The sequence below is a fragment of the Clostridia bacterium genome (assembly GCA_012840125.1).
Taxonomy (GTDB): Bacteria; Bacillota; DULZ01; order DULZ01; family DULZ01; genus DULZ01.
Genome location: DULZ01000004.1, coordinates 26,830 through 44,147 on the forward strand (window position 1 = coordinate 26,830; position 17,318 = coordinate 44,147).

Annotated in this window: 14 protein-coding genes; 5 read left to right on the plus strand and 9 right to left on the minus strand. The window is 53.9% G+C overall.

Translation table 11 applies throughout. The features are described 5' to 3' along the window. Positions 1-67: 67 nt before the first annotated feature. A complete protein-coding gene (locus tag GXX34_00410; protein HHW05985.1) occupies positions 68-760 on the plus strand; it encodes a DUF421 domain-containing protein in 693 nt (230 codons plus the stop codon). 1 nt (position 761) lies between these two features. Then, positions 762-1,142 carry a DUF4363 family protein gene (locus GXX34_00415; protein ID HHW05986.1) on the plus strand — a complete coding sequence of 127 codons (381 nt, stop codon included), beginning with the start codon at positions 762-764 and terminating at the stop codon, positions 1,140-1,142. Here the strand turns inward: GXX34_00415 and typA are convergent. Together typA and GXX34_00425 are read right to left on the minus strand one after the other, a co-directional pair. Further along, positions 1,139-2,920: a translational GTPase TypA gene (gene typA / locus GXX34_00420; protein ID HHW05987.1), complete on the minus strand. Its 1,782-nt coding sequence runs from the start codon at positions 2,918-2,920 to the stop codon at positions 1,139-1,141. The genes GXX34_00415 and typA overlap by 4 nt on opposite strands. A 252-nt stretch (positions 2,921-3,172) precedes the next feature. Beyond that, entirely contained in the window at positions 3,173-4,567 is a 1,395-nt protein-coding gene (locus GXX34_00425) for a cobyrinate a,c-diamide synthase (protein ID HHW05988.1), read from the minus strand. Positions 4,568-5,044: 477 nt separating this feature from the next. Between GXX34_00425 and GXX34_00430 the strand changes: the two genes are divergently transcribed. Beyond that, complete coding sequence (locus GXX34_00430; protein ID HHW05989.1) at positions 5,045-5,905, plus strand: phosphosulfolactate synthase; 861 nt, start codon at positions 5,045-5,047, stop codon at positions 5,903-5,905. Positions 5,906-5,951: 46 nt separating this feature from the next. Further along, positions 5,952-6,680, plus strand: a complete 729-nt coding sequence (locus tag GXX34_00435) for a 2-phosphosulfolactate phosphatase (GenBank protein HHW05990.1) — start codon at positions 5,952-5,954, stop codon at positions 6,678-6,680. Here GXX34_00435 and GXX34_00440 read toward each other — a convergent pair. Continuing rightward, the gene (locus GXX34_00440; GenBank protein ID HHW05991.1) at positions 6,635-7,369 is read right to left on the minus strand and encodes an N-acetylmuramoyl-L-alanine amidase; all 735 of its coding nucleotides are present in this window, start codon (positions 7,367-7,369) and stop codon (positions 6,635-6,637) included. The two genes, GXX34_00435 and GXX34_00440, sit on opposite strands and share 46 nt — an antisense overlap. Before the next feature lie 162 nt (positions 7,370-7,531). On the opposite strand from GXX34_00440, the gene GXX34_00445 reads away from it, so the two are divergent. Then, positions 7,532-8,197 carry a LysM peptidoglycan-binding domain-containing protein gene (locus GXX34_00445; GenBank protein ID HHW05992.1) on the plus strand — a complete coding sequence of 222 codons (666 nt, stop codon included), beginning with the start codon at positions 7,532-7,534 and terminating at the stop codon, positions 8,195-8,197. A gap of 54 nt (positions 8,198-8,251) precedes the next feature. On the opposite strand, the gene GXX34_00450 is transcribed toward GXX34_00445, so the two are convergent. The 6 genes from GXX34_00450 to murI all read right to left on the minus strand — a co-directional run bounded on the left by GXX34_00450 (position 8,252) and on the right by murI (position 17,062). Then, positions 8,252-9,652, minus strand: a complete 1,401-nt coding sequence (locus GXX34_00450) for an 8-oxoguanine deaminase (protein ID HHW05993.1) — start codon at positions 9,650-9,652, stop codon at positions 8,252-8,254. A gap of 402 nt (positions 9,653-10,054) precedes the next feature. Further along, positions 10,055-11,674, minus strand: coding sequence for a long-chain fatty acid--CoA ligase (locus GXX34_00455; protein ID HHW05994.1), 1,620 nt, complete (start codon positions 11,672-11,674; stop codon positions 10,055-10,057). Positions 11,675-11,753: 79 nt separating this feature from the next. Continuing rightward, positions 11,754-12,473, minus strand: a complete 720-nt coding sequence (locus GXX34_00460; protein HHW05995.1) for a CPBP family intramembrane metalloprotease — start codon at positions 12,471-12,473, stop codon at positions 11,754-11,756. A gap of 115 nt (positions 12,474-12,588) precedes the next feature. Next, on the minus strand, positions 12,589-15,105 hold the full coding sequence (locus GXX34_00465; GenBank protein HHW05996.1) for an NTP transferase domain-containing protein: 2,517 nt from the start codon (positions 15,103-15,105) through the stop codon (positions 12,589-12,591). Between the two features lie 213 nt (positions 15,106-15,318). Further along, positions 15,319-16,182: an Mrp/NBP35 family ATP-binding protein gene (locus GXX34_00470; protein ID HHW05997.1), complete on the minus strand. Its 864-nt coding sequence runs from the start codon at positions 16,180-16,182 to the stop codon at positions 15,319-15,321. 100 nt (positions 16,183-16,282) lie between these two features. After that, the gene (gene murI / locus GXX34_00475; GenBank protein ID HHW05998.1) at positions 16,283-17,062 is read right to left on the minus strand and encodes a glutamate racemase; all 780 of its coding nucleotides are present in this window, start codon (positions 17,060-17,062) and stop codon (positions 16,283-16,285) included. Between the last annotated feature and the right edge of the window lie 256 nt (positions 17,063-17,318).

The following is a 17,318-nucleotide window of genomic DNA, read 5'->3' on the forward strand; positions in this document are numbered from 1 at the left end:
TTCCAGAGTATACTTATTGGCCCGCCGGACAGACTAAGAGATAAGACTCTTGTGGGAGACAGGCACCATGATTATCAGCTTCGTCCGGACCATTATCCTGTTCCTGATTGTCATCACCGTGATGCGGATCATGGGGAAACGCCAAATCGGCGAACTGCAGCCCTTCGAATTGGTCATTGCCATTATGATCTCGGAACTGGCTGCGGTACCGATGCAGGAAACAGGCATTCCCCTGTTGTCAGGGATCATTCCCATTCTTACTTTATTGATAATCCAGCTCACCTTCTCTTACCTGTCCATGAAAAGCGAGACAGCCAGGCAGGTGCTTTGCGGCACCCCCAGCATCGTTATTCAAAACGGGAAAATCGTGGAAGAAGAACTGTACCGGCTGCGCTATAACATTAACGATCTCTTGGAACAATTGCGGGAAAAAGACTATCCCAACATAAGCGACGTGGAATATGCCATTTTGGAAACCAGCGGCAAATTAAGCGTCATCCCCAAATCCAGCAAAAGACCCTTAACCCCGTCTGACCTGCAGCTTCCCACCGGGCAGGAAGGTTTGCCCATTACTTTGATCTCGGACGGGGTAGTGAATGAGGAAAACCTGGCCGCCGCCGGTGTCGATTACCGGTGGCTGCTGCAGCAGTTGAAATCCCGCGGCATCTCCAACCCGAAAAAAGTATTGTTCGCCACCTTAAACCCCGACGGGCAGCTCTTCCTGCAGCAAAAAGCCAAGTATGCCAAAAAGGAGAAGTGAGATGCGCATCATTGTCTTTACCGTTGCACTGCTGGTCTTGATCATTGCCATGTCCTGGTACGGCACCGCTTACCTGGAAGCATCCGCCGGGGCCCTGCTGGAGCTCCTGCAGACGGTGGAGAGCCAGATCCAGACCGGGAACTGGACGGCAACTGAGGCAACCCTGCACCGGGTCACCGAGCTGTGGAATGAGACCCATCTTTTCTGGAAGATCCTCATCGATCACCGGGAAACGGATGAAATTGAAACAGCCCTCACCCGGCTGCAGAGCTTTGCCGCTATCCACCGGCAAGGAGAGGCCTTGTCCGAGCTGGCGGTCTTACGTTTTCGCTTGCAGCATATCCCGGCCAAAGAACGCTTGCTTTTAAGCAACATTTTTTAAGGCAGCTGCTTTTTGCGCATCCTGAATTGCTTGGGGGTAACTTCCAGCAGTTCGTCGTCAGCAATAAACTCCAGGGCTTTCTCCAAAGTCATCAACCGCGGGGCATTCAGCTTGACGGCGATTTCCTGAGTGGAACTGCGGATATTGGTCAGCTGCTTTTTCTTCGCCACGTTCACCTTCAAATCACCCGGGCGGGCATGCTCACCCACGATCATGCCCCGGTACACCCGGTCGCCGGGCTTAATAAACAGCTCGCCTCGTTCCTGGGCATGTTCAATGCCGTAGGAGGTAGCTTCCCCCGTTTCATGAGCCACCAGTGAACCCCGCGTACGGCTGGAAATCTCCCCTTTCCACGGGGCAAAATGGTCAAAGCTGTGATACATAATGCCTGTCCCTTTGGTACCCGTCAAAAACTCCGAACGGAAACCAAAGAGACCCCGGGTGGGAACCAGAAAGCGCAGCCGCACCCGACCGTCGGCCTGGTGATCCATGCCCTGGAGTTCCCCTTTCCGCACGCCTAAGCTTTCGATCACAAAGCCCACGTACTCGTCCTCCACTTCCACCACCAGTTCCTCGACGGGTTCGCACTTTTCCCCGTTAATCTCTTTCACGATCACTTGAGGCCTGGACACTTCGAATTCATAACCTTCCCGCCGCATCTTTTCAATCAGGATCGACAAGTGAAGCTCGCCGCGACCGGCTACTTCAAAAACATCCGGGGAATCCGTATCCGTCACCCTAAGACTCACATCCCCTTGCGCCTCCCGGTATAAGCGCTCCCGCAGCTTGCGCGAGGTCACATACTCCCCGTCTTGCCCGGCAAAAGGGCTCTTGTTCACCTGAAAAGTCACCCTGACGGTGGGTTCGTCGATTTTCACAAAGTCCAGGGGGATGGGTTGTTCAGGGTCCGCCACGGTATTCCCTACGTTAATATCTTCGATGCCCGTCAAGAGCACAATCTCACCGCACCCGGCGGTCTCCACCGGCTTCTCTTTCAAACCTTCAAAGACGAATAACCCGGACAAGCGCCGGTAGTCACAAGAGCCGTCTTCCCTCAGGAGGGCTGCCTGCTGCTTCCCCTGTACCCGGCCGTTAACCACGCGACCGATGGCTTTCCGCCCCAGGTAAGGATCATGATCTACAATGGCAACCCCTATTTGCAGAGGAGCAGCCGGATCTCCTTCCGGAGCCGGAATATGGGCAATGATGGTTTCAAAAAGCGGCTGCAAGTCCACCGGCGGTACCGCCGGGTCCAGGGTCGCCAGGCCGGACTTAGCAACGGTGTAAACCACCGGGAAGTCCAACTGCTCATCATCCGCCGAGAGATCGATAAACAAGTCCAGCACCTCATCCAGCACCTGGGCGGGCCGAGCATTGGGCCGGTCAATTTTGTTGATGACGACAATAGGCTTCAACTTAGCCTCTAAAGCCTTGCGCAGCACAAAACGAGTCTGGGGCATGGGACCTTCAAAAGCGTCCACCAGCAGCAGGACCCCGTCTACCATGTGCACGATCCGTTCCACTTCCCCGCCGAAATCGGCATGGCCGGGAGTATCTACGATATTTAATTTATAGCCCTGATAAGAAATGGAAGTGCATTTGGCCAAAATGGTAATGCCGCGCTCTTTTTCCAATTCGTTCCGGTCTAAGACGCGGTCCTCCACCACTTGTTTTGCGTGAAAAAGACCGCTTTGCTGCAGCATGGCATTGACCAGAGTGGTTTTGCCGTGATCTACGTGGGCGATAATCCCAAAATTGCGAATCTGTGTCTGTTTCATCCTATCCCTTCTTCGCCTCAAAACTCCTTTAATATTGTAACGGGTCATACCCTGTCATGCAAAGACAAGCTACCGGCCCAGGATTTCTTTGAGCGTAGCCCCATCCACCGCCTCCCGCTCTACTTGGGCCGGCCGGTCATAATTCTTTTCCGCCGCTATGAATCCAAGTCGTTAGGTTCTAACGGGCGCGGGTTCCTTTTTGACCGCAAGTAAACGGTTCGGGCACCCGGCACCGGTCTGCCTCCTTCCTGTTCAAGACCCTTGTCTTAAGCGCCGGTATTGCCGGCAGCCGTTGACAAAGCCGGCGGCCGCTTTAGGGTTAGACCTCCAATGAAGGTGCACAAAGGAGGCCACCATGTTCCGGTCCACGTAACCCTCAATCCTTTCCGCAGGTGCCTTACCCCCGGCGAGCACATAGGCCGCCTTTTCCTCAGGCAACCCGGTCATGACCGAATAGTGAAACTCGTGCCCTTTCAGGCGATCGCCCCGGTCCGCCAGCAGGCTGGGCCGCAAGGCGGTGGCTTGTACATAGCCGAGAGCCGCCGGTCGCCGGACCATGCGGGCCTCGCCGGGTACCAGGCCCACTCCTTCCCACCTGTCGCCTTGAAAATCCACGATCCTTTCCGCCAGGTACATCAAGCCGCCGCATTCCGCCACCACGGGCATCCCCCCGTGAAAAGCCTGCCGGATGGCCTCTTTCATGGCTTTGTTTCCCGCCAGTTCTTCCAGGAACATTTCCGGAAAGCCGCCGCCCAGGTACAGGCCGTCCACCGGCGGCAAGGCCCGGTCCCGCAGGGGACTGATAAAGACCAGGGAGGCTCCCAATTCCTCAAGGTAATCCAAACTGTCCTGGTAATAAAAACTGAAAGCCTCGTCCCTGGCTACACCGATGACCACCGTCCCCCCACCGGTGGCCCGCCCGGCACTGCTTACCTGGTAACCGGAGGCTAGGTCCGGCGCCCCGGCGGCCACCTCCAGTACTCCCGCCAGGTCGACTTCCGCTTCCACCAGGTCTGCCATTTGCTCGAGAACCGTTCTTAACTGCCGGTTCTCCTCTGCCGGCAATAAGCCCAGGTGCCGTTCCGGCATGGCTATCTGCTGCTCTTTGGGTACACAGCCTAACACCGTCAGTCCCAGTTCCTGTTCAATGGCGGCTTTGATTTCTTTTCGATAATAATCACCACCGGCGTTATTCAAGATCACACCTTTCAGCTTCAAATGCGGCTCATATTCTTGAAAACCCTTGATGAGAGGCAGGCAACTCCGGCCCATGCCTTTGACATTGACTACCAGGATCACCGGCATGTCCAGGATTAAAGCAATGTCGGCACTGCTGCCCTTGAGCCTCTCTCCCTTGGCACCGTCAAAGAGACCCATTACCCCTTCCACTAAACACAAATCAACCCCTTGGGCATGCTTGACAAAAATCTGTTTTATGACCTGCTCGTCACTCATCCAACTGTCCAGGTTATGAGATCTCCTCCCGGCAGCATGGTAGTGCAGGCCGGGGTCAATGTAGTCAGGGCCGACTTTATATGGCTGTACTTCTAGCCCCCGCCTCCGCAAAGCAGCCAGTATCCCCAAGGTCAGCGTAGTCTTCCCTACCCCGCTTTGCACACCGCCAATCAGGACCCGGTTGACTTTCATGCCATCGCCTCCAACCTTCTTAAACGTAAAAAAGCTTCTGACCTTCGAGTCCAGAAGCAAGACTCATCTTCCACAGCAGGAAGGTGAATTTAACACGGGCGGGCCGCTTCCCGGATTTCATGTCACTCTTATCCTTTCCATTCCCGGTGACTCCATCACCGCCCGTGGCGGCGGGATAGCGCCGGCTTCCAACACCCAGTAAACACCCACGCTTCCATTTTTTAAGCAAGAGTTATTGTACACCAATCTTAACCTGAACACAAGCCGGCCCGTAGCCGGACGCAGTATGGTGCCCCGGCAAGTTTGCGGCCTGTCCGTCACCGGTATGGCAGTGTAATCCCTGTAACCAATCGGGAGTGGGAATAGACCGCCCCATTATTGCCTTATTCTACCAACGGGCATCCCGTCACTGAACTTTTTGATTCCGAATAGATTGAATCAGCAACCCATCACAGTCGTCCAAAGGAGTTGGAACCCATGAACTGCTGGCACGACCTGCTGGAAATACCCATGCCGGGAAGACTGCCGAAGCCCCGCCACACTGGATTAACCATGGTCATCGACAAGGGACTTGGTTTAACGGAGCTGCAGGAACTGCTGGACAGCGCTTCCGGCTACATAGACATGATTAAACTGGGCTTTGGTACTTCCCTCCTGTACCCGGACAGGGTCTTAAGGGATAAAATTGCCGCCATTAGACAAGCCGGCATTTTGGTTTTTCCGGGGGGAACCTTTTTTGAAATCGCCTATTTGCAGAAAAAAGCAGCCAACTATTGCCGCCTGCTGGTCAAGTACGGCTTTACAGCCATTGAGATTTCCGACGGCACTATCGAACTGCCTCCTGCCGAAAGGCGGAAAGCCATCAAAATAGCCAAAGAAGCGGGTTTGGAAGTGATCACTGAAATTGGCAAGAAGGATCCACGGGATAAAGTTAGCATGTCTTTTCTCCGGGAACAGCTGGAGGAGGACCTGGCAGCAGGAGCTTATAAAGTCATTGTCGAAGGAAGAGAATCCGGAAAAGGAGTTATGCTCTACGACCAACAGGGGGAACTGAAACAGGAAGAACTGGAAACGCTGCTGAAAAACCGTATTTCCCCGGATCACATCATCTGGGAGGCCCCTTTGAAAAACCAGCAGCAAAGACTGATCAGCCTTTTCGGCTGCAACGTCAATTTGGGTAATATCGCCCCGCAGGAGACCCTGGCTTTGGAAGCTTTGAGATTGGGCCTCAGAGGCGATACCCTGCGAAGTCTCCTGCAACGGCAAAAGAGCGTGATTCCTCTATCTTTCCCATCACAGGAAGAAAAATACAGCATGAGCCAGCTATCCATCCCATAAACACAGAAAGTAGGAATGAAAAGTGCCCGGAACAATATCCTTCGTCATGACAGCCCAGTGCTTGGCCTACACGGATACCGCCGTTCATCCCACCGTGGTGGTCTACGATGTCCTGCGGGCCACCTCCACCATTACCACTGCCCTAGCCCACGGGGCCAAAGAGATCATTCCTGTCTTGGAAGTTGATGAAGCGTTATCCCTCTATGCCGGCTTAAAAAAAACAACCGGCCAGGTGCTGCTGGGCGGGGAACGCCGGGGTGATCCCATCCCCGGGTTCCACTTGGGGAACTCACCTTTAGAATACACGGAAGACAAGGTCCGGGGCAAAACGATTATACTTACTACTACCAACGGTACCCGGGCCTTGCTCCACAGCCGGCGAAAAGGAGCGCAAAAAATTATCATTGGCAGCCTCCTCAACCAGCAGCAGGTGGTGCGAGCCCTTTTAAATGAACCGGCGATAACCGTCGTCTGTGCCGGGGTCAACGGAGCCTTCGCTTTGGAAGATTTTTTCGCCGCAGGCTTGATGCTCCTGGAGCTAATTGCCCTACAACCTGACTATGCCTTGGACGACGGTGCCCTGGCGGCCCTCCACGCCGCCCGGGGGGCCGGGGAGGGCCCCGCCGTGATTGCTGCCAGTACCGCCGCCCAACGGCTCAAAAACCAAAACAGGTGGAAGGATGTAGAGTTTTGCACCACCCCCAACCTGTTCCCCGTCCTGCCGGTATTTCACAACCACCGGGTGGTGCTGGACAGCGCATTTTGCTCCAGATAGTTGATGATCCCCCTGGACAGCGCTTCAGCCAGCTGCTGCCTGAAGCCCGGTTCCATGAGCTTCTGCCGGTCCTCCTGGTTGGACAAAAACCCTAATTCCACGATGACGGTCGGAATACGGGAAGTCCTCAGCAGGAAAAGGTTTTCCCTGGGCAAAGGACGATTGTCATTGAGCAATTGCACCTTGTTCAGCTCCCCAAGCAGGGCAGCGGCCAGTTGTTTCCCTGCTTCCGACCCTTTCTGGTAAAACACTACCGCTCCTCTCTGGCTGCTGTCCTCGATGGTGTTACAGTGAACGCTGACGGCTACTTGCCCTTGATTGATCACCCGAACCCTGGCCTGCAGGTCTCGCCGGTGCCTGCCCGGCGCTAGTTCCCCACCCAGGTCCACATCCGCATCCCTGGTTAACACTACACTGTAACCCTGTTCCTCCAAGTAGTGACTCATCCGCTGCACCACATCCAATACAATGTCCTTTTCCTTCACTTCCCCCGACAAGGCGCCCGGGTCCACGCCGCCATGACCCGGGTCCAAGATGACCTGGGCCCCGGTGGCCAACACCTTTCTCTCCTCCCGGTACATTATCCAGTAATCCAAAGCCATGATCCCAAGAACAATGTGTAATATTAAAAGCCCGCTCAAGAACAAGTACCGCTTTGGCACAAAAACTGCCATGGTAAACCGGCCCAAGTCGACACCCTCCCTCCAAAATCTTCCGCTAACTATCTTATGACTGGCGGATATGATACATGCCTCCCGGGAGGAAAATCTCTGACCGGGCCTCTAGCACTACTCCCGTGTACCTGCATATGCTATCATCAGAAGTTCCTTGCGCAAAGGAGGTGCTTTTTCATGCCCTATGTCATTGTCCAGCCCGGCGATACATTGCGGGAGCTCAGCCAGCAATATCACGTTTCTTACTTAAGGCTTTTGGCCGCTAATCCCCAGATCCAAAACCCGGATAGGATTTATCCCGGCCAGGTGATCATTTTGCCCACCCCTCACCAGCGGACACCGGCAGCCGAGGTACAGAGGGTGGTTCGTCCCGGGGATACCATGTTCTTCATTGCCAGGGAGTTTGGCGTGCCGCTGGAACACTTGATCTCCTTAAACCGCTTCGTCAAGGATCCAAACCTGATTTACCCCGGCATGATCCTGACGATCCGGAGAGGCAGGCACTGCCCGTCACAAATCGTGGATTTCGTCAACCGCTTTATGCAGCGTAAAGCTCAAGGCCAACCCTATGACCACCGGGAGTTTCTAACGGTGGAAGCAGAGCAGCAGTTGGATAAGCGATTAATCATGGGTATACCTGACCCGGCCAATGCGGAATACGATTTCCTATCCTGTTACCAGAGAGCGAACAATGAATATGTGGCTCTAGTGGCCCTCTACCGGAGAAGGAGGGGCTTCCCCAGCGTTTTCGACATCGTCGTAGAGCAAATCATTGTGAGGGTGGTGGACGGGCGACCCAGAGTGGCCAACGTCAACGTCCAGGTGGTGCTGCAGGTAAGTTAATCAAAAAAAGCCTCCTACCTTTCATGCCGGTAGGAGGCTTATACTTAACCTGGGCTAGTTTCTTCGAAAATAGTTAATCCCGGTGCGCTTGCCGGCTTTTTCCACCATCTTGGCTGAGATCCGGTTCGCGTTGGCGACAATGAATTCCTCATCAAAAGCTACTAACCTGCCGTTACGCACCACGATTTTCCCGTTTACAATCGTAGTGTCGACCACTTGGCTGTCGCCGCAAGTCACAATGGCCGCCACCGGGTCGTGCTGCGCCCCGGCAAAGGCCAGGTCATTAAAGTTTATCAGGACCAGGTCGGCAGCCATACCGGGGGCCAGGTAGCCGACGTCGCTGCGCCCCAGCACGGCCGCTCCACCGCGGCAGGCCATCCGCAGTGTTTCCTCTGCACTCAAACCTTCTTGTCCCAGCGTGAGTTTCTGCAGCAGGTAAGCTGTTTTGAGCTCAGCCCACATATTAGAAGAATCGTTACTGGCACTGCCATCCACCGCCAGGCCGACCCGGGCTCCGGCATCGATGAGCTCTTTAACCCTGGCAATACCGGAGGAAAGCTTCAGGTTGGAAACCGGGCAGTGGGCCACACCGGAACGGGTTCTCCCCATTTCCCGGATTTCTTCGTCATTTAAGTGAATGGAATGGGCAAACCAGATGTCTTCCCCGTACCAGTCCAGAGACTTCATATACTCAAAGGGCCTCATCCCAAACCGCTCCAGGCAGAATCTTTCCTCGTCTTTCGTCTCCGCCAGGTGGGTATGGCACAGCACACCGTGTTTTCTCGCCAAAACCACAGTTTCTCTCATCAACTTTTCCGTCACGGAAAAAGGCGAACAAGGAGCCAGCGCAATGCGGCACATGGAGTAGGGGCTTGGATCGTGATATGTTTTGATCAGGCGCTCACTGTCCGCCAGGATCTCTTCTTCCCTTTGCACCACATCGTCAGGCGGCAGTCCTCCATCTTTCTTGCTCAGGGACATGCTGCCCCTGGTGGGGTGAAAACGCATGCCGATGGCTTGGGCCGCTTTGATCTGGACATCAATGAGATTGGCACCTTTTCCTTTTGGGAAAACGTAATGGTGGTCCGTCGTCGTGGTACAGCCGGTTTTAAGCAGTTCCCCTAAAGCAACCAAAGTGCCGAAATAAACGGCTTCTTCATCCAGTTCCCGCCAGATTTCATAGAGTTTTATCAACCAGTCAAACAGCTCGATTTCCTGTGTAGCCGGGATACTGCGGGTCAGGGTTTGGTAAAAATGGTGATGGGTATTCACCATCCCGGGGATCACCACTTTGCCCCTGGCGTCGAGGACCCGGGTATCGTGATCCGCCGGGAGGTTTAGTCCAATCTCTTTGATGGCATTGCCCTCAATTAGAATATCAGCATTCGCATATCTTGTCCCATGGTCATCCAGCGTGATCACCCAGTCTGCATTCTTGATGAGCAGTTTACTCATGGACATGCCCCCATTCTTGACTGTGTCTTTATAGTTTAAGCATACCATAAATGTGTATTTTTTAGTATGACTTAAATAAAAAAACACCTGCCGCAGCAGGTGTCAACTGGCTGGCAAACTGCCCTGTCAGCAGCCGCGCTAAGGGCCGGCCGCCAGGAACCCTGTTTGGAGATGAGCTCAATAGCGGTGGTTAGACTTCAGCCGTCATCCGCCGGTGGTACATGGCATCCTTTCTGCCTGTGCCTAAACGCGACGGAAGTACAACCAGACGCCCGGCACCTGATGACCGGTCGTGGTGCGGGGAGCCCTGACTCTTTTGCTTCTTGCTCCCAAGCCCTGCGATGAACACCGGACCTGGATACCACAACAGGCTTGTAACGTCCTCCACATCCTGTGGATCCATTACATGGGTTTCGTCAAGTGATGGCGCAGCTGTTCCCTGAGCTTGCGCTTCAAAAACTTGCCCACCGGTGTTTTCGGTATTTCTTCCAGGAACACCACCTCATCAGGCAGCCACCAGGCGGGAAATCTCGGGCGAATAAAGTCCAGGATATCCTCTTTTGTCACCTTCCCTTTGAACTCATCTTTTAATACTACACAGGCCACGGGTCTTTCCGCCCACTGCTCGCTGGGCATCGCCACCACTACAACTTCCAACACTGCTTTATGATCGGCGATGGCATGCTCCAGGTCCACAGGAGAAATCCATTCACCGCCGCTCTTGATTAAATCCCTGGTCCGGTCCACGAGTTTGATGAAACCTTCCTGATCAATGGTGGCAATATCACCGGTATGGAGCCAACCGCCGGCAAACACATGGCTGCTTTCGTCATCCCGGTAATATGCGCCGGCAATCCAGGGGCCCCGCAGGAGTATTTCCCCCATTTCCCGGCCGTCCCAGGCCACCTCACCGTGAGCCCCTTCAATTCTCATTTCCAACCCAGGCACCAAAATCCCTTGTTTAGCTTTGAGGGCCAGTTTCTCCTCAAAGCTTAAAGTCTCCTGGTAGCTTTTCAAACGAGCCACGGTCACTAAGGGAGTGGTTTCCGTCATCCCATAGGCATGATAGAAGGGTATTCCCAGTTGTGCCTCATATCTTTCAATGAGGGCGGGAGGAGCGGGGGAACCGCCGCAAACGATGGCTCTCAGGGAACTGGTGTCATACTTACCCTTTTCCAGCAGCGCGTATAAACCCATCCAAACAGTAGGGACACCGGCCGTCACCGTAACTTTTTCCCGGGCGATTAATTCCGCCAGCACTTCCGGGGTAAAACCGGCACCGGGAAGCACCTGCGTAGCACCGAACCAGGTAGCGGCGTAGGGTAACCCCCAGGCATTCACATGAAACATGGGTACCACAGGCATGCAGACGTCGGATTCACTCAGGCCGAAAGTATCGGCCAGACCGACGGCCAAACTGTGGAGCACCAAAGCCCGGTGGGAATACAAAACCCCCTTCGGGCCGCCGGTGGCGGAAAAGGTATAGCACAGGCCGGCAGGAGCATATTCATCAATGTCCCTGCAAAACGGGAAGCTGGGATCGCCTTCTGAAAGCAGTGCTTCATAGATATAGAGAGGCTCCAGGGAAGAAGGGGGCACCTCGTCAGTCTCCGACATCACTACATAAGCTTGCACTGTGGACAAATGACCTTTTATTTTTTCAAACAAGGGAACCAGTTCTTCATCAATTAACAAGACCTTATCCTGGGCCTGATTAATGGTATCAACAACATGCTCCGGTGCTAACCGGGGATTAATGGTATGGATCACCGCCCCGAGACCCGGAATGGCGAAATAGGCTTCCAAGTGCCGGTGATGATTCCAGGCGGCCGTTCCTACCCGGTCGCCGGCTTCCACGCCCAGTTTGCGCAAGGCACTGCTCAAACGACGAGTTCTTTCCCCGATTTCTCTATAAGTAAGGCGGCGGATGCCGCCGGCTGTCCGCGAAATAACTTGTTTATGCGGGAAAAACAATTCCGCCCTTTCCAGCATCGTGCTCACGTTAAGGTTAACCCGCATCATGTCAGCTCCCCCTCCCGATTTTCCATACTTATCAGAATTATAAGTTAACTGCAAGGGGGATGTAAAGCATTTTCGCCCTCTACACCCTGTCCGCCAAGAGCAAGATAGCAAACATCAGCCCATTCCACACCCCGTGGGCGATAATGGACGCATAAAGGGATTTGGTTTTGTGATAGAGTACAGCCAGGCCCATCCCGCCCAGTGCCAAGGGAAACAACCGGACCAGGTCAAAATGCAATAGGCCGAACACGATACCGGAAGTCACGATACCCCAGCCCAAGCCTAAATACTGCTTCAGGACGCTGAAAAGCAGCCCCCGGAAGTAAAGCTCTTCCGCAAAGGGGGCAATGATGACGCCGAAAATGAACAGTACTGACAGTTGCCATGGGGAGGAAGCTTCAAGGACCATTTCCGTAAAAAGCTGCACATCGGTGGAACTGATGGGGTAAAACAACTCCACCATCATGCCGCCGAGAATTACCAGCGCAAAAATAAGAAGACCGGAACTGAATCCCTCTTTCAAACCTTTCATCAACTGCTGCTGCCCCAATCCCAGGCCGGCCGGGGTCATCCCCCATCTACCCAGGCTTAAGTACATGGTGCCGCCGATCAAAAGCAGAGATTGCCAGAGGCTGATGACCACAAAGAAAGCAAAGCCCTCCCACACCCCCGTCAGCCGGGCAAAAATGAAGGCAAAAAGATGATTGCTGAGAAAAACCAGCGGCAGTATCAACAGGCTCACCAGTACTTGTATAGACTGTTTTGGTCGCTGCACATGCTGTTCTTCCACACGGATCACCGTAACGAATCATTTTAGTTCTTTATATTAGCATACCTGAATTCATAGATAAAACAAGCTTTAAATTTCCCAATAAGAAAGTCCCGAGGGAATACCCTCGAGACTACAGGCCATTTCACGAACCGGAAACCGGAGGAACAGTCCCGCCCGGCTGTGTGTTGACTAGCTGCCGGATTCTATCTACATAGAAGGCAGCCAATTCCTGAGCCGCTTCTTGGGAAACGCTCTCGGTGTACACCCGGTAAAGAGGCTCATCCGCATCCGGCAGGATGAGAGCCCAACCCTGTTCCCGGTGAATCTTGATGCCGTCCAGCAATTCCACCCCTTGGCCGCGATGTTCTTCGATGAGCCGCCGCATCACTTGCCCTTTAGCCTCCCAAGGACAAGGAGTATGCTGGACCTCCATATGATAGGGAGGTATGGGGGACACCAGGGAAGACAAGTCTTGCCCGCCCCGGGCCAGGAAATCCAGCAGCTTGAGCAAAGCCCCCACGGCGTCAAATTGCAGCACTAACTGGGGATACTCCCCCTGGCCGCGCCGGAATTCCTCGCCGGCCACGGTTTCCATGAGCTGCGCCGTGTTAGTTTTGGTCCAAACCACTTTCCCCCCAAATCGCTCCGCCAGGCATTCCACCGCCTTCGGTGCCGTCACCGGCATCGCCACGGCAGCGCCGGGATTAGATTGAAAAATGACGGAGGCCATAAATAACAAGTATAGGCCGGCATCAACAATCTGCCCCTTTTCATCTACCAGCACCAGTTTTTCTCCTTCTTTGTCCAGCCAGACCCCCAGGTCCGCCTGGTTTTTCACCACTTCCCCCGCCAGCTTTTCCAACACCTCCGGAACCGCCCGGTCAGCTGCCTCATCTCCCGCCAGGCTGCCGGCGACGAAACCCGCCAGCTTCACGCCGAGGCGGTCCAAAACGTTGGGTAACAGGCCGGCCAGTGCACTTTCCACCGGAGCGCCGACAACCAGTTGAAACTGCCTCTCTTTAATTTTTTGCCGGTCAACCTGATCCAGCATGTAATCACTGTACATGGCCGCCACATGGGTGATTGGATAGGTCAGGCCCATTGCTTCCGGCGGCACCCGGCGAAAATCTTCCCTGGCAAAAGCATTCTCCAGCTTTCTTTCTTGCTGCCGGCTGAAAAGCAACCCTTTTTCATTGACAAAGCGAAACCATACCTTGGTGCTGTCCCGGGAATCAGACATGATATGTACGCCTCCGGCCAGACCTAAAGCGTCCACCGCATAGCGCAGCAAAGAAAAAGGAAGCACCCCGCAGTCCACCCCGTGCACCCCGGTACTCAATAAGCCTGCCAGGAAAGCAGTTTTCAGCATCGGGGCGGCTTTTAGCCCGTCACAGCTGATACCGATTTTTTGATTTGGATTAATAATGCTGCCGTAAGCAGCCCCCAGTTTGGCGGCTACTTCCGGTGTGATATCTTTATTAACAGGGCCGGGAATACCCTGGGAACCGAACAAGTTCTTCCTGCTGCCGGTGCCCCACACCAGGCTGTCATACTGGATGGTACCGGCGCCGATCCGTTTATGGGGCCAGATTTTTACTTCCGGTTTAACGACCACACCTCTTTCCAGTTTACTGTGGTCACCTACCACGGCTCCTTCATAAACGCCTACCCTGCTTTCCAGCACCACTCCTTTCCCGACGACGGCCCCTCTTAGCTCGCTGCCCGGCCCGATATAACAACCATCCCAGATCACGGATCTCTTGACGGATGCCCCCTCCTTCACTTGGACGTTATGCCCGATTACGGTATAAGGGCCAAGCCTCACTCCCGGACCGATGCGGCTGTAATCTCCAATGAGCAGCGGCCCCTCCAAGACCGCTGTCTCATCAATCTGGACTCCTTTGCCAATCCAGAGGCCGTTACCCTGGTAGACCGCCGGCGGGACTACTTTCGCTGTGCCGGCCAGCACGGCCCGGTGGGCTTCGACATATTGCTGGAGATTGCCGATATCGCACCAGTAGCCCTCTAAAGTGACGGCATATAAAGGGGCTTTTCGCCGCAACAGCTCCGGAAAAAGGTCCTTGCTGAAGTCAAACATTTGTCTTTCCGGTATTAAAGACAAGATCTCAGGTTCCAAGACATAAATACCGGTGTTCACCCGGTCGCTGAAGACTTCCCCCCACCCCGGTTTTTCTAAGAACTTGACGATCCGGCCGTCCCGGTTGGTAATGACTAAGCCGTATTCCAAAGGATTGGGAACCGTAGTCAAGACCAGGGTGGCGACGGCTCCTTGGCTGCGGTGAAAATCCATGGCTTGGGCCAGGTTAAAATCGGTCAGGGCATCGCCGCTGACCACCACAAAAGTTTCATCCAGGAAATCTTCCGCGTTTTTCACGCTACCGGCCGTGCCCAGAGGTTTATCTTCCACAAAATAATATAGGTTGACATCCCAGGCGCTGCCGTCGCCGAAATAATCAATGATGCTGTCAGGCAAGTATTGTAAGGTAACGCCGATATCCTTGATACCGTATAGACGCAATAGCTCAATGGCATATTCCATGACCGGCTTATTGGCCACGGGTACCAGGGGCTTCGGGCGGTCACAAGTCAGCGGTCGCAGTCGTGAACCTTCCCCACCCGCCATGATAATCCCTTTCACGTTATCAACCTGCCTTTTTGCATGATGATGATACTGCAAAAGAGGATGAAATAGTGAAGGCCTATTTGGGACCAGGGCCTGCACTTCTTGTCTTTTTCCTTCTCCTTTATTATGGGATTTTTCATGGCAATCAATTCGTCCCCCGGCCGGTGCTCCGGCTGCGCCGGGAATTGTTCCTAAAGAAAAAGGAGACAGGTGCACTATCTCCTTGGTTTAGGGCACATTTTTATGCATGCCCAATTTGGTTGTCACAGCGTTGACCATTTTGTTCAGCGGTGCATCGTATTTTTCAATATTACCGGAATCAGCCAACGCGATCAGGTTGTGGTCAATGGGCAATACCGCCAGCAAATCCGTGCCGATGCTCTCGGCAAATTCCTCGGCTTTGCTCGGTCCAAACAGCCGGATTTCTTCACTACAGTGGGGACAGAGAGTATAGCTCATGTTCTCCACCAGGCCAATCATGGGAATACCCACTTTTTCGACCATTTTCACCGCTTTCCCCACGATCATGGTAGCTAAATCCTGGGGCGTGGACACCATAATCACGCCCGTTACCGGCAGCGATTGCAACACCGTCAAAGCAGCGTCACTGGTCCCGGGCGGCAAGTCCACCACCAAAAAGTCCAATTCACCCCAAACCACATCCGTCCAGAACTGCTTGATAGCCGCACCGATTAGAGGACCGCGCCAAACCACCGGTTCCGTTTCTTCCGGCAGCAATAAATTCAGGGACATGACCTTGATCCCCAAGGAACTCGTAACCGGCAGCAATCCTTTTTCATCCATGTCCGGCTTCCCCGTCAGTCCAAAAAGCCTGGGAATGCTGGGGCCCGTAATATCGGCGTCCAGGATCCCAACTTGGTACCCGGCTTTGGCCAGGTTGCTGGCCAGCAATGCCGAGACGGTGGATTTGCCCACTCCTCCTTTACCGCTCATCACCGCCACCAGGTGTTTTACCTGGTTAAAAGGACTGCTCTCCACTTTCGTTGAGGCGCTTTCCGGTCGGGAGCTGCAACTGGCAGCGGAGCTACAGCCGGAACAAACCTCGTCTTGGCCGCATTCTTTATTTGTCATAAATAATCCCTCCTACCGGATCCAGAAGCTGTGTATGATGCCTTAACCATTGTATCCCAACCGCCATTTCTTTCGCAAGGGCACAAAAGACTGCCCGGTTTTATTTTCTCCAAAATGCCCGCAGCTTTTCCAAATCCTGCGGCCCCCCTGAGGTGAACCATTGCACCGGTTCTTGCTTAACCGGGGCCAACCCGGGCCTTTCTAATCCATGCAGTTGGAGGACTCGCTTCAATTGTTTCGCCGTTCCTTCATTGCCGTCAATCACGAGGGTGTCCTCCGGAAAAAACCCGGCGATGGCCTTCCGGGCAAAAATGTAATGGGTGCATCCCAACACCACCACGCCTACCCGCTCCGTCTCCACGGAGGCAAACATGTGCCGCAAGAAACTGCCGATTCTTTCACCCTCCGTTTCCCCGGCTTCGATCAATTCCACCAAGCCGGGACAAGGCAAGGAAATGATGCCGGCTCCCTGCCCATACCTGGCCAGCAAAGCTTGAAACTTTTCCTCTCTTAGAGTCATTGGAGTCGCCATCACCAACACCGCCTTCCCGTTGGCTTGGGCCACGGCGGGCTTTAAAGCAGGCTCCATACCTATAATGGGAACGGGAAACCTTTCGCGCAAAAGCTTTACCGCCGCGCTGGTCGCCGTGTTGCAGGCCACAACCAGGGCTTTGGCTCCTTTTTCTACCACCAAGAAATCGGCAATCCGAAGAGACAACTCGGCTACCTGGGCCTTGGTTTTGGTTCCGTAAGGTGCATTCGCCGTGTCTGCATAGTACAAAAAACGCTCCCGGGGCAAGTGACGAACCAGAGCTTGCAGGACACTGACACCGCCGACACCGGAATCAAAAACCCCAACGGGTCTCTCCCTATCATCCATGGAAACTAACCACCTTTAACACCACATTCTGGCAAGAAATGTCATTACAACATCTAATTATAACAAACCTCACTCCTTTCGGAAACATAACCATCCATTTTCCTTCCGGCAGCGCCCAGCCGTGCCGGAGCAGCATCCCAATAGCCTCATTTGACAACTTTAATTATCTCGATGATCGATTACTAATAAGAAACCTAATCCAAACACAAGAAATTCCATCATTTATTCAGACAAACCCCTATGTAATTAAAATGTT

Bases quoted from the DNA above. Each gene is read 5' to 3' on its own strand.
- GXX34_00410 (HHW05985.1), top strand. From the start codon at position 68: ATGATTATCAGCTTCGTCCGGACCATTATCCTGTTCCTGATTGTCATC.
- GXX34_00415 (HHW05986.1), top strand. From the start codon at position 762: ATGCGCATCATTGTCTTTACCGTTGCACTGCTGGTCTTGATCATTGCC.
- typA (HHW05987.1), bottom strand. From the start codon at position 2,920: ATGAAACAGACACAGATTCGCAATTTTGGGATTATCGCCCACGTAGAT.
- GXX34_00425 (HHW05988.1), bottom strand. From the start codon at position 4,567: ATGAAAGTCAACCGGGTCCTGATTGGCGGTGTGCAAAGCGGGGTAGGG.
- GXX34_00430 (HHW05989.1), top strand. From the start codon at position 5,045: ATGAACTGCTGGCACGACCTGCTGGAAATACCCATGCCGGGAAGACTG.
- GXX34_00435 (HHW05990.1), top strand. From the start codon at position 5,952: ATGACAGCCCAGTGCTTGGCCTACACGGATACCGCCGTTCATCCCACC.
- GXX34_00445 (HHW05992.1), top strand. From the start codon at position 7,532: ATGCCCTATGTCATTGTCCAGCCCGGCGATACATTGCGGGAGCTCAGC.
- GXX34_00450 (HHW05993.1), bottom strand. From the start codon at position 9,652: ATGAGTAAACTGCTCATCAAGAATGCAGACTGGGTGATCACGCTGGAT.
- GXX34_00455 (HHW05994.1), bottom strand. From the start codon at position 11,674: ATGATGCGGGTTAACCTTAACGTGAGCACGATGCTGGAAAGGGCGGAA.
- GXX34_00470 (HHW05997.1), bottom strand. From the start codon at position 16,182: ATGACAAATAAAGAATGCGGCCAAGACGAGGTTTGTTCCGGCTGTAGC.
- murI (HHW05998.1), bottom strand. From the start codon at position 17,062: ATGGATGATAGGGAGAGACCCGTTGGGGTTTTTGATTCCGGTGTCGGC.